The organism is Clostridium sp. HMP27 (genome assembly GCF_000765165.1).
In the GTDB taxonomy this organism is placed as follows: Bacteria; Bacillota; Clostridia; order Clostridiales; family Clostridiaceae; genus Clostridium_AK.
This window is the reverse complement of record NZ_JMFY01000001.1, coordinates 96,723-108,929: the sequence shown is the minus strand read 5'-3', so window position 1 is coordinate 108,929 and position 12,207 is coordinate 96,723. Positions and strand designations below refer to the sequence as shown.

Annotated in this window: 14 protein-coding genes; all 14 read right to left on the bottom strand. The window is 32.7% G+C overall.

Annotated features, from left to right (window positions below; all coding sequences use genetic code 11):
• Positions 1–12: 12 nt before the first annotated feature.
• The gene (gene spoIIID, locus DP68_RS00520) at positions 13–267 is read right to left on the bottom strand and encodes a sporulation transcriptional regulator SpoIIID (RefSeq protein WP_035304740.1); all 255 of its coding nucleotides are present in this window, start codon (positions 265–267) and stop codon (positions 13–15) included.
• 107 nt (positions 268–374) lie between these two features.
• A complete protein-coding gene (locus DP68_RS00515; RefSeq protein ID WP_035304737.1) occupies positions 375–1,103 on the bottom strand; it encodes a M23 family metallopeptidase in 729 nt (242 codons plus the stop codon).
• A gap of 138 nt (positions 1,104–1,241) precedes the next feature.
• Complete coding sequence (spoIID, locus tag DP68_RS00510; protein ID WP_081957037.1) at positions 1,242–2,282, bottom strand: stage II sporulation protein D; 1,041 nt, start codon at positions 2,280–2,282, stop codon at positions 1,242–1,244.
• Between the two features lie 70 nt (positions 2,283–2,352).
• Positions 2,353–3,612 (bottom strand): UDP-N-acetylglucosamine 1-carboxyvinyltransferase, encoded by a 1,260-nt coding sequence (gene murA / locus DP68_RS00505; RefSeq protein WP_035304735.1) that lies wholly within the window; start codon positions 3,610–3,612, stop codon positions 2,353–2,355.
• A 21-nt stretch (positions 3,613–3,633) separates the two neighbouring features.
• Complete coding sequence (locus DP68_RS00500; protein ID WP_035304734.1) at positions 3,634–4,326, bottom strand: YwmB family TATA-box binding protein; 693 nt, start codon at positions 4,324–4,326, stop codon at positions 3,634–3,636.
• 220 nt (positions 4,327–4,546) lie between these two features.
• Positions 4,547–5,725, bottom strand: coding sequence for an acetyl-CoA C-acetyltransferase (locus DP68_RS00495; RefSeq protein ID WP_035304733.1), 1,179 nt, complete (start codon positions 5,723–5,725; stop codon positions 4,547–4,549).
• A gap of 130 nt (positions 5,726–5,855) precedes the next feature.
• Entirely contained in the window at positions 5,856–7,010 is a 1,155-nt protein-coding gene (gene wecB / locus DP68_RS00490; RefSeq protein WP_035304732.1) for a UDP-N-acetylglucosamine 2-epimerase (non-hydrolyzing), read from the bottom strand.
• A gap of 18 nt (positions 7,011–7,028) precedes the next feature.
• Positions 7,029–8,063, bottom strand: a complete 1,035-nt coding sequence (locus DP68_RS00485; RefSeq protein ID WP_035304731.1) for an MraY family glycosyltransferase — start codon at positions 8,061–8,063, stop codon at positions 7,029–7,031.
• Between the two features lie 14 nt (positions 8,064–8,077).
• Positions 8,078–8,566 (bottom strand): cytidine deaminase, encoded by a 489-nt coding sequence (locus DP68_RS00480; protein WP_035304730.1) that lies wholly within the window; start codon positions 8,564–8,566, stop codon positions 8,078–8,080.
• 114 nt (positions 8,567–8,680) lie between these two features.
• Positions 8,681–9,310 (bottom strand): uracil phosphoribosyltransferase, encoded by a 630-nt coding sequence (gene upp / locus DP68_RS00475; RefSeq protein ID WP_035304729.1) that lies wholly within the window; start codon positions 9,308–9,310, stop codon positions 8,681–8,683.
• 21 nt (positions 9,311–9,331) lie between these two features.
• The gene (rpiB, locus tag DP68_RS00470; RefSeq protein WP_035304727.1) at positions 9,332–9,781 is read right to left on the bottom strand and encodes a ribose 5-phosphate isomerase B; all 450 of its coding nucleotides are present in this window, start codon (positions 9,779–9,781) and stop codon (positions 9,332–9,334) included.
• 67 nt (positions 9,782–9,848) lie between these two features.
• A complete protein-coding gene (locus DP68_RS00465; protein ID WP_035304726.1) occupies positions 9,849–10,298 on the bottom strand; it encodes a low molecular weight protein arginine phosphatase in 450 nt (149 codons plus the stop codon).
• Positions 10,299–10,378: 80 nt separating this feature from the next.
• Positions 10,379–11,431, bottom strand: coding sequence for an L-threonylcarbamoyladenylate synthase (locus tag DP68_RS00460; RefSeq protein ID WP_035304723.1), 1,053 nt, complete (start codon positions 11,429–11,431; stop codon positions 10,379–10,381).
• A gap of 35 nt (positions 11,432–11,466) precedes the next feature.
• Entirely contained in the window at positions 11,467–12,207 is a 741-nt protein-coding gene (locus DP68_RS00455; protein ID WP_363330937.1) for a ZIP family metal transporter, read from the bottom strand.

Below are 12,207 nucleotides of genomic sequence, written 5' to 3'. Positions count from 1 at the left end.
ATCGGAATGTTTTTATCCTTCAATAGCTTTATACTTCATTTTAGTAGCTTTTCCACCTCTTATATGTCTTTCTGCTTTATTATAATCCAAAATAATTTTGGCTTCTTCTGCTATTTGAGGATTTATTTTAGGCAACCTTTCTGTCATATCTTTGTGTATAGTACTTTTACTAACACCAAATACCTTAGCTGTTTTTCTAATTGTTGCTTTTGAACTTATAATATAATTTGCTACTTCAAGAACTCTTTCTTCAATGTAGTCTTTCAAGGTGGTACCTCCTTAACCCTTCTATATTTATAAATATGCTTATTCATATACTTAAATTACATCTGTCTGGCCATTTTCCGTAAGATGAACGAAAAATGGCCTAAAGTTTAGTATTTTACATACTTATCTGGATTTACAAAATCTTTATCTTTTAATACTGCAAAATGTAAATGATCTCCATAAGCTTCATACATAGCTCTTAAAGTTGTTCTTCCTACAACTCCAAGTTTATCTCCTTTTTTAACCACTTTTCCTGCTGATATACTTACCTTTGAATCTAAATTTGAATATACTGTTTTTAGTCCATTTTGATGATCTACTATTACTTGAATACCATCTACTGTATCATTTTTTACAGATTCAACCTTTCCATCTAATGCTGCTACAACAGGTTTCCCTAATTCACATTTAATATCTATACCAAAGTTAGGTCTGTAGCTATTGGTGGATTTCCAAAATACAGGTTCTTCAGAATATTGTCTTCCTATAATTCCTTCTACAGGTTTTCCAAACTTAGTATCTACTGTTTTAGATACTGTGGCAGTTTTTTCGGTATTCTTCACTTCTTTATTTACCTTTGTTTCTGTGTTAGTTGGCTTTTTTACTTGTTCTGCATTGTCATAATCTGTATAAGGCTTTTCAGTAACCTGAGCTGTATCCTTCTTCTTTTCCTGCTCCACCACCGATGTATTATTTTGTTCAATTTTAGCCTGCCTATTATCTCTTGTAGTTACAACAGCTACTGTAGCAAGTATGCATAGGCATAAAAACAGTACAACGTAAAATCCCTCCCTCTTAAAAAAGTTGAAAATTTTACCAAAATTTTTGTTTTTCATATCAACACCTCCAATTTCTAGTTTGTCCAGAGCTTATCAAAAAATACATTTTATTATAATTTTATTTCCAATTTATTTCTATTTTTTATGACAATGTTTGACATGAAAAATAGAGCTGTCGGTAAACAGCTCTACACTTTAATTTATTTGCTCTATTTTTACTCCCTGATAATAGTGTGTTAATATTTCATTGTAACTTTTTCCACCCTTAGCATACACATTGGCTCCCCATTGACTCATCCCCACTCCATGTCCATAACCAGTACACACTATTTGTATATCCTTTTTACCAAAACTAATAACAAAATTCGTAGAATTAAGTCCAAGCATACTTCTAAATTGACTTCCCTTTAATGTCCTGCTCCCAATTTGAATCTCCTTTACCCCACCAGCTTCAGTTTTACTTTTAATTTTTATGTTAGTTTTCAAACCACTTGATGATACTATGCTTTTATCAAAGTATTCATTGATAATACTCGCTAACTTAGAATAGCTATATATAGAAGTAGTTTTATACTTAGGTGCTATCTCTTCTCCTGGACTTTCAACACTTTTTAAATATGGAAGTGAAGTTGAAAACACATCCTTCACATCCTCAGTTTTCCCACTACTTATAGCGAAATAATAAGCACCTTTTACCACTTCTCCGTTGTATTTCAATACTTGCCCCTTAGTTGAATTTACAGCTTCCTCAATTTTACTCCAGTAATAATTACCTTTATCTTTGGGCCATGCCGACATTCTATCGCTTTTATCCATAAAAGCCTGACAATGTACCGTATCACAAATATCTGCATTTTTATCCTTACTACACCCAGAACCTCCAAGAGACTTTATATGCGTCACTGCATAAGTTCTTGCTGCTACAGCTTGAGCCTTCAGTGCTTCTATATGAAATTCTGCAGGCATCTCCGAAGCTACAACTCCTTTAATATAATCCTCTAAACTCATTTCTTCTATCTTTTTTGTTTTATCTCTATATACCTTCACCTTAATTTCTTTGATAGTTACTATATTATCAGGCTTCATATTATATGTTATATTATTATTTAATTTATCTTCAGACAGTTTATTGCCGCCCTTTGCCAAAGGTAATGATAAAATAACAATAAAAACTATACTAGCTAAAATAAAAATTAAAAATCTCTTTACAAATAAAAAAACATCTTCTGTTCTCATATACATTTCTCCTTTATATGTTTATATAAAAATATATGAAAACAGAAGATAAGTTATAACTTACCTTTATTTAAATTTCTTCTCTAAATATATCTGCACCTAAGCACTTTAGCTTCTTCTCTATATCTACATATCCTCTATCTATATGATATACATCTGTAACACTAGTGATTCCTTCTGCCGCAAGGCCACATAGCACAAGCGCTGCTCCTGCTCTTAGATCTGTGGCTTTTACTTCACACCCTGTTAATTTATTAACACCTTGGACAATAGCGCTTCTTCCATCTACCTTTATATTTGCTCCCATTCTTTTCATTTCTGAAACATGCATATATCTGTTTTCAAATATAGTTTCCGTTATTATGCTAGTTCCCTCCACGGTACATAAAAGAGACATCATTTGAGACTGCATATCTGTTGGAAATCCTGGATATGGCATTGTTTTTATGTCTGTAGCATTAAGCCTGTTAGTTCCATCAACTATTAAAGTTTCTCCTTTAACATCTATCCTAACTCCCATTTCAATAAGTTTTGCTATTACAGGCCTTAAGTGCTGATCATTTGCACCATTTATCTTTATTGAACTCTTAGTAATTGCAGCTGCTACCATAAATGTTCCCGCTTCTATCCTGTCATATATGGGCTTATGAGTTATTCCCTTTAGTTCTTTGACACCATCAATTCTTATTGTATCCGTTCCTGCTCCAGTAACTTTTGCCCCCATCTTATTCAAAAAGTCTGCCAAATCTTCTATTTCAGGTTCCTCTGCAGCATTCTCTATTATAGTTTCTCCCTCAGCCAGTACTGCTGCCATCATTATATTTTCAGTAGCACCCACAGATGGAAAATCTAAATAAATTTTCTTCCCTATAAGCTTTTTAGCTCTAGCTTCTACATATCCATGTCCTATGTTGATTTCAGCTCCAAGGGCATTTAGTCCCTTCAAATGAAGATCTATAGGTCTTGTTCCTATATTGCACCCACCTGGCAAGGATACTCTAATCCTACCAAATCTTGATATCATGGGGCCCATTATCAAAAATGAAGCTCTCTGCTTTTTTACGAGTTCACTACAAGGTTCAACATCACATACAGATTTTGTATCAATTATTATCTTTCTATTCCCTGCATCTATATCAATATCTGCTGATACAGATCTTAGTATATCGCTTATAACAAAAACGTCTTCAAGCATAGGAGCATTATCTATAACACATTTATTTCCGCTTAAAATACTTGCCGCTATAATAGGAAGAACCGAATTTTTTGCAGCACTTATTTCAACTTCACCCTTCAAGGTCTTTCCACCCTTGATTATAATCCTATCCATATATATCCTCCATAAAAATTACTAATAAGTTATAGGTATAACTGGTGTAGCTAAGATTATATAATCTCCCGTATCATAACTGCATAAAGCATAGTTGAAATCTATAAATCTTCCTCCAACATTTAATTCATTATATTGATGAGTATATGCCGTAGTACTTAATCCATTATTTATTTCTATTGTTTTTATCTCTTTTGTATTAAAAGACTTTAATATACCTATAACTTGTTTATTTAACTCTTTCATATTAGAATTAATAGTTTTTCCTTTTATATATTCAAAAAAAGCTACTTCCTTATCACACTCAATAGAGTTCTTAATTCTTTCTTTTAATTCAGTTAATTTATTTTCATCACTGTATTCTTTTATATTAATAGATATAATATCATCATTGTCTGAATTTATACTTTGAATATATCCTTCAACTGTAGGGCTTGAAAACTCCACATAGTAATTTCCATCACTTTTTTCTATATTAATTTTAGTGTTTTTATCATAATCTAACTTCATAAGAATAGATTTACACGCCTCTTCTCCAGAGTTCTGTGTAGAAAAGTTCACTTGAACTCCATACTCCATTACCTGAGTTCTAGTTTTGTTAATTATTTCGGAAAACATGTCTACTTTTTGGTTTGCTTGAGAGTACATGGGAAATTTGTATCCCCATATTATTAATATTATGATGACCACAATAACCCATCTTAACTTTTTCATATATTTGCCCTAAAGAGCCTTCCCCCTTTTAATTCATCTTGAAACATATTTGAATTATGGACAAATACATGCTATTTATTCAATAAATATATTACTAATATATAATTTTAAAGAAAAAGTGTTACTAAAAAGAAATATAATAAAGCCTACACATAAAATTTTACAAAAAAGTAAAGAGATTGAGCAAATTACTCAATCTCTTTATATAAAACTAATTGTATTATCTTTCAACTATTAGAGCTGTTCCCATTCCGCCGCCTATACATAAAGTAGCTAAACCTTTTTTAGCATCTCTTTTCTGCATTTCGTGAATTAATGATACAAGTATTCTAGCACCTGACGCTCCAATTGGATGTCCTAATGCTATAGCTCCACCATTTACATTAACCTTGTCCATGTTAAATCCTAAATCTTTAGCAACAGCTATACTCTGTGCAGCAAATGCTTCATTAGCTTCAATTAAGTCTAAATCTTCAACTGCTATGTTAGCTTTTTCTAAAGCTACTTTTGTTGCATGGAATGGACCATATCCCATTATAGCTGGATCTAATCCTGCTGAACCATAGGATGTTATTTTAGCTAATGGAGTTAATCCTAATTCCTGAGCCTTTTCAGCACTCATTACTACGAATGCAGCTGCTCCATCATTTATACCTGAAGCATTACCAGCTGTAACTGTTCCGTCTTTCTTGAATGCTGGCTTTAGTTTTCCTAATTTTTCTATAGTTGAACCAAATTTTGGGAACTCATCTGTATCAAATACCTTTGGTTCTCCTTTTCTTTGTGGTATAACAACTGGAACTATTTCATCCTTGAATTTTCCTTCTTTTATAGCCGCTTCAGCTTTTAACTGTGAGCTTAAAGCAAACTGATCTTGCTCTTCTCTAGTTAATCCCCATTTTTCAGCTATATTTTCAGCTGTCATTCCCATATGATACTGGTTAAATGCATCCCATAAACCATCAGTTATCATTTCGTCTACTATCTGTCCATTTCCCATTCTTTGTCCCCATCTTGCATCATTCATTACATATGGAGCTCTGGACATGTTTTCCATACCACCAGCTATAATTACATCAGCATCTCCTGCTTTTATCATTTGAGCTGCTAAGCTTACTGCTCTTAATCCTGAACCACAAACTTTATTTATTGTGAATGCTGAAACTTCCTGTGGAAGACCTGATTTTATAACTGCTTGTCTAGCTGGATTTTGTCCAAGACCTGCTTGTAAAACATTTCCCATTATAACTTCTTGTACATCTTCTGGCTTTATTCCTGCTCTTTTTACAGCTTCCTTTATAACGATAGCGCCTAACTCAACTGCTGGAACATCTTTTAATCCTCCACCAAAAGAACCTAATGCTGTTCTAACTGCACTAACTATAACTACTTCTTTCATTAGTAACCCTCCTAAAATATATATTTTTATTAGTATTTATTTTATAATTCACAAATTTTTCTGTCAACAACTCCATTATAACCATAAATTAAAATTTAATCAATAGATTTTGTTAAAAAAAACACAAAGTTTATATTACTTTAAATTCTTCTGGCTTTCTCGTATCTTTTTTAAAATGATATAATATAGATTCTACTATTCTCTGAGACGCACGACCATCACCATAAGGATTTATTGCCTTACTCATTCTTTCATAACAATTTTTATCCTCTATAAGAATCCTTGCATTTTCTAATATGCTATCTATATCTGTCCCTACAAGCTTTACAGTGCCTACAGCTACCGCTTCCGGCCTCTCCGTTACATCTCTTAGAACTAATACTGGCTTCCCTAAATGAGGAGCTTCTTCCTGAAGTCCTCCTGAATCTGTCATAATCATATAACATTTATTCATTAGGTTGTGAGTTTCCTTAGTATCTAGAGGAGAAAGAAGGTGTACTCTATCCATTCCCCCTAAGTATCTATATACTACATCCTTTACTATAGGATTTAAATGGACAAGGTATACTAGCTCCACATCTTCATATCTTTCAACTAATACCTTTAAAGATTTACAAATATTTTCTATACCCTGCCCCCAATTTTCTCTTCTATGAGCAGTGACCATTATGACCTTCTTATTCTGGTAATCTATATTGTTTAGTTCATTATTTTCAAAAACATAATTATCTTCTACTGTAACATTCATTGCATCTATTACAGTATTTCCTGTAATATATATATCTTCACTTTTTACTCCTTCTAAAAGCAGGTTATTTTTAGAACTTTCAGTAGGCGCAAAATTTAAATCTGCTATAGCTCCAGTAAGCTTTCTATTCATCTCCTCAGGAAACGGAAAGTGTTTGTTATGCGTTCTAAGTCCGGCCTCTACGTGCCCAACCTTAATTTTTTGATAAAATGCAGCTAGAGCTCCTGCAAAAGTTGTTGTTGTATCACCATGTACTAATATTAAATCAGGTTTTTCTTTTTCAAATACTTCTTCTAGGCCTTGTAAAACTTTAACTGTAATCCCTGTTAAACTTTGCTTGCTTTGCATTATGTCCAAATCATACTCTGGAGTTATATCAAATAATTGAAGTACTTGATCAAGCATTTGCCTATGTTGAGCTGTAACACAAACTATACTTTCAACCTTCTCATACTTTTTTAGCTCCTTTACCAGCGGTGCCATTTTTATAGCCTCTGGTCGGGTTCCAAATATAGTAATTATCTTAATTTTTTCCATTACCTTACCTCCAGAAAATCATTCTTTGTGTTGAAAAAATCCAAATTTCCATGCAATAATAACTATTAAGATCATTATTGACGCCAATAAGAAATAAGAATTCGCACTACTTATTTGCATAGCTATTATTGCAAAGGCTCCTAGAACAGTACTTATAAGGTACATTATTATAACCGCTTGTTTTTGAGTTAATCCCATATCCAAAAGCCTATGGTGCAAATGCCCCCTATCTGCCCCCATTATAGGTTTCCCATTTATTTTTCTTCTTATCATGGCAAATAAAGTATCATATATAGGAAGTCCCAGTGCTAATATAGGCACTGATATAGCAAAGGCTGCCGCTGACTTAATGGCACCCTGTATAGATATGGCTCCTAATAGAAATCCTAAAAGCTGTGCTCCCGTATCCCCCATAAATATAGATGCAGGATAAAAGTTATATGGCAAAAATCCCATTATAGATCCAATAAGTACAGATGTCAGTATTGCTGCTTCCATTCTAGTACTTATATTAAGCAAAGCTATAATAAACAATGTTACAGTTGAAATCAATGCTACTCCAGCTGCTAATCCATCTAGTCCATCTATAAGATTAATAGCATTAGTTATTCCTACTACCCAAATTATGGTGAGAGGTACTGAAAGCCACATTATATTTATATAAGAATCATAGCTGGAGAAAGGATCTGTAACAGATACTATCTTTATATCATATAAAATCAAACACATTGCAGCTGATATTTGAAGTAATAACTTTATAATTGGTTTCAAATCATATTTATCATCTAAAAATCCTGCTATGACAATAATAGTAGCACCTATAATTATTCCCTTTTCCTGTTTAATTAAATGCCCATTTTTTAATATCATTGTAATGATAAAAGAAAAATATATTGCTAATCCTCCTAAAAGTGGAGTTGGCCTTTTGTGTACCCTTCTTTCATCTTTAGGTACATCTATTGCATTTATTTTTATCGCTAACCTTTTTATTAAAGGAGTAAAAAGAAATGATAAGATTGCTGCAATCACTCCTAAGAAAAGCATATTATCCATATTTATCTCCCCATTTAATATGATCCATCTCCCGCAAGTGAATCATCATTATCTATCCATTGATTTACGAGTATTTCTCTAAATTCTTCCTTAGTATCTCGTATTACTACTTTATCAATTCCTGAATTTATTATAAACCTTTTACACAAAGAACACGGTGATGCATTTTCTACAAATTTTCCTGTTCTTTCTTCTTTTCCTACTAGGTACATAGTAGAACCTATCATATCCTGCCTTCTTGCAGAAATTATGGCATTTTGCTCAGCATGCACAGATCTGCATAATTCATATCTTGTACCTCTAGGCACATTAAGTTCTTCTCTTCTGCAACATCCTAAATCACAACAATTAACTCTTCCACGAGGAGCTCCACTATATCCAGTTGACATAATTTCATCATTCTTTACTATTATAGCTGCAAAATTTCTCCTAAGACAAGTTCCCCTCTCTAATACAGTTTCACATATATCAAGATAATAATTGTTTTTATCTATTCTATCCATAGTTCCTCCGTTATTAAAATACTTAGTACTACTATGTACTATTCTATACTAAAAAAATACTAATTAAAAGTATAAGTAATTTAAAAGTCGGCTTAAATTAGCCGACTTTTAATATTATTTAGTTCCAAACAATCTATCTCCTGCATCTCCTAGACCCGGTACTATATATCCATGTTCATTTAATTTTTCATCTATTCCAGCTACATATACATCTACATCTGGATGTACATCTGTAACAGCCTTTACTCCTTCTGGGGACGCTATAAGGCACATAAGTTTCATGTTTTTTGCTCCCTTTTCCTTAAGAAGAGCTATAGCATCTATAGCAGATCCACCTGTAGCAAGCATAGGATCTGTAACTATTATGTCTCTTTCTCCTATATCCTGTGGAAGCTTGCAGAAATATTCTACAGGTTTAAGAGTTTCTTCATCTCTATATAATCCTATGTGTCCAACCTTTGCTGCCGGGATAAGTCTTAACATGCCATCTACCATACCAAGACCTGCTCTAAGTATAGGAACTATAGCAACTTTCTTTCCTGCTAATACCTTACATTTTGTTTTACATATAGGTGTTTCTATTTCTACTTCTTCCACTTGAAGATCTCTTGTCACTTCATAAGCCATAAGCATTGCTACTTCTTCTACTAGTTCTCTAAAATCCTTAGACCCTGTATTTTTATCTCTTATAAATGCAAGTTTATGTAATATTAATGGATGTGCTATTTGTGTTACTTTACTCATTGTTATTCCTCCCTATAATCTCTATTTATTATATTTTGCTTCTATATTAGAAATTTTATCTATTCTATTTTGGTGTCTTCCACCTTGAAACTCAGCACTTAAAAATGTATCAACTATATCAAGCGCTAACCCTAAACCTACTACTCTCTGTCCTAATGCTAATATATTAGCATTATTATGTTCTCTACAAGAATGCGCACTAAATGTATCTGAACATAAAGCTGCTCTTATACCAGTAACCTTATTGGCTGCAATACTTATTCCTATTCCTGTTCCACATACAAGTATACCAAAATCAAAATTCTTATTAGCTACTTCCTCTGCAACCTTTAAAGCGTAATCTGGATAATCAATAGACTCCTCTGAAAAAGTACCAAAGTCTTCTAACTCTATACCCTTGTTTTTTAAATGTTTTATTATTTCCTCTTTTAATGGAAATCCAGCATGATCACTTCCTAATGCTATTTTCATAAAAACACCTCCAAAATAATTATAATTCTTAGTTTACCCACAAAAAAGGAAGATAGGAGTAGCTATTTTAGATACCTTTATCTTCCTTTAATTTATTTAATAATAATATAATACTATTTTTTAATTGTTCAAATGTATTTTTGTAAACAGAAAGTGTGCCACCATAAGGGTCTAAAATTTCACCTTCTATGCCGACAAAACTATTTAAAGAATATATGTTATTTTGATATGTTGGATAAACTCTTTTTAAATAATCGCATATACTTTCTGTCATAGTAAGTATAAGATCACTATCTTTAATATGTTCCTCTGTAAGTTGAACTGCTTTTCTGTCACTTATATCAACTTTTAAATTTTCCATAACAACAGCTGAAGAATTTAAGGAGGTTTTACTACCACTTACTACAGCTACTCCTGCTGACAATCCTTGATGCAACTGTTCTGAGCAATAATTAAATATAGCTTCTGCCATACAACTTCTACAAGTATTACCTGTACATACAAATAAAACCCTCATAATTACCTCCTTACTTTTTCTTTAACTATCAGTTAATCATTTTATATTAATACTAGCCTTATGTCAATATCAACATAAATTTATATAGATATTATATCAAATCCTGCTGATTTTTTTAACCTATTCATAACAGCAATTCCCATTCCCTTTTCTTCAAATGCTTCCGAAAGAATCACATCAACATTTTTATCATCAAACCTTCTTAAGGTTTCGAATAGGTTCTGTGCTATTACATTTATATTGTTCCTACTTCCCAAGGTTTCTACTATTGCATTATGATATTTACTTAGGGTCTCATCCGTAGCTATTACCCCTACTTTTTTTCCTTCCTTGGTATACTTATCTATCAATTCATTAATCTTTGTTATTGTAAAACCTAGGTCACCTTGTATAACTTTTACTGGTGCCTTCGGCGCATAATGCCTATACTTCATGCCAGGGGCTTTAGGTCTTAATTTTTCTTCTGGCTTCTTCATTATACCAGGATCTATATAAACTCCTTTTTCTACTTCCCTTAACATTTCTAACGTAACTCCACCAGGCCTTAATATACACGGAGGATATATTGTACAATCTATTATAGTAGATTCTACACCTACGTTTGACTTTTCCCCTCCAATTATGCAGTCAACTTTGCCATTTAAGTCTTCTACACATCTTTCCAAATCTGTTGGACTAGGTCTTCCTGAAATATTAGCTGAAGGTGCTGCTATAGGCACTCCTGATGATTTTATTATTTCCCTTGCCACTTCATTTGATGGCATTCTTATACCTATACTATCAAGTCCTGCACTAGTGGAACTAGGTATTTTTTTACTTTTAGGTAATATTATTGTTAAGGGTCCAGGCCAAAACCTTTTTATAAATTTAAAAGCAACCTCTGGAACTTCCTCTACTAAGCCTTCTATATCAGATACTTCTGCAATGTGTACTATAAGAGGATTATCTTGCGGTCTTCCTTTAGCCTCAAATATTTTTTTTACAGCTCTATCATCTAAAGCATTGGCTCCTAATCCATATACGGTTTCAGTTGGAAAAGCCACTAGACCTCCATTTCTCAAAATACATCCCGCTTCCTTTATTGCTTCCCTATCTAAATTATTGTAATTTAGCTTTACAACTTTTGTATCCAAAGATTACATCTCCTTCTAAAGTCATTGTTCTTATCCTACAGCAACGTGATTATAGCAAGTCCTACAATTATACCTAAAAGTATTCCAAATGTAGTAGTTATTCCTTCCCAAAGCTTATTGGATTCTGGTATCATTTCTCCACACACTACATATAACATTATCCCTGAAGCAAATGATAAACTTATTCCTAGTGCACTCTGAGAAATGTTCCCTATATATAATCCTATAAAATTTCCAAATATAGTAGGCACCGCTGTAAGAAAAGTATATATAATTATTTTTAACACCTTAGTTTTTGAAGCCATAAGTGGCGCTGCAACCGCTAAACCCTCGGGAATATCATGTAACGCTATTATTATGCTCATTTTTATTCCAAGCATCCCCCCTGTAGCGAATCCACACCCCATTATAATTCCCTCAGGAAAATTATGCATCATAAGTCCTATAGCCGTAATAAAAGCTATCTTTGCATGCTTGTTTATTTTCTTTTCCTCAGTTTTTTTATCTATAAATGCTACTGTTAGTATACCCATAATACAACATATAATAGTATATACAAAGCTCCACTTACTCAGCGCTTCTGGAATCAAATCAAAGACTACTACAGCAAGCATCAACCCTCCAGAAAATCCTATAAGCCATCCTAATGTTTTATTCGAAGGATTCCTTATAAAAATAGCTATAAAAGAACCGATAAGAGTACCAGCTACTGCCACTATGCTTCCTATAATTATTATTAAATATAGGTTATTCACTTTAAACCACCTTTTAAAAAT

Bases quoted from the DNA above. Each gene is read 5' to 3' on its own strand.
- murA (WP_035304735.1), bottom strand. From the start codon at position 3,612: ATGGATAGGATTATAATCAAGGGTGGAAAGACCTTGAAGGGTGAAGTT.
- DP68_RS00500 (WP_035304734.1), bottom strand. From the start codon at position 4,326: ATGAAAAAGTTAAGATGGGTTATTGTGGTCATCATAATATTAATAATA.
- DP68_RS00515 (WP_035304737.1), bottom strand. From the start codon at position 1,103: ATGAAAAACAAAAATTTTGGTAAAATTTTCAACTTTTTTAAGAGGGAG.
- wecB (WP_035304732.1), bottom strand. From the start codon at position 7,010: ATGGAAAAAATTAAGATAATTACTATATTTGGAACCCGACCAGAGGCT.
- upp (WP_035304729.1), bottom strand. From the start codon at position 9,310: ATGAGTAAAGTAACACAAATAGCACATCCATTAATATTACATAAACTT.
- DP68_RS00485 (WP_035304731.1), bottom strand. From the start codon at position 8,063: ATGGATAATATGCTTTTCTTAGGAGTGATTGCAGCAATCTTATCATTT.
- spoIID (WP_081957037.1), bottom strand. From the start codon at position 2,282: ATGAGAACAGAAGATGTTTTTTTATTTGTAAAGAGATTTTTAATTTTT.
- DP68_RS00480 (WP_035304730.1), bottom strand. From the start codon at position 8,566: ATGGATAGAATAGATAAAAACAATTATTATCTTGATATATGTGAAACT.
- DP68_RS00465 (WP_035304726.1), bottom strand. From the start codon at position 10,298: ATGAGGGTTTTATTTGTATGTACAGGTAATACTTGTAGAAGTTGTATG.
- DP68_RS00495 (WP_035304733.1), bottom strand. From the start codon at position 5,725: ATGAAAGAAGTAGTTATAGTTAGTGCAGTTAGAACAGCATTAGGTTCT.
- rpiB (WP_035304727.1), bottom strand. From the start codon at position 9,781: ATGAAAATAGCATTAGGAAGTGATCATGCTGGATTTCCATTAAAAGAG.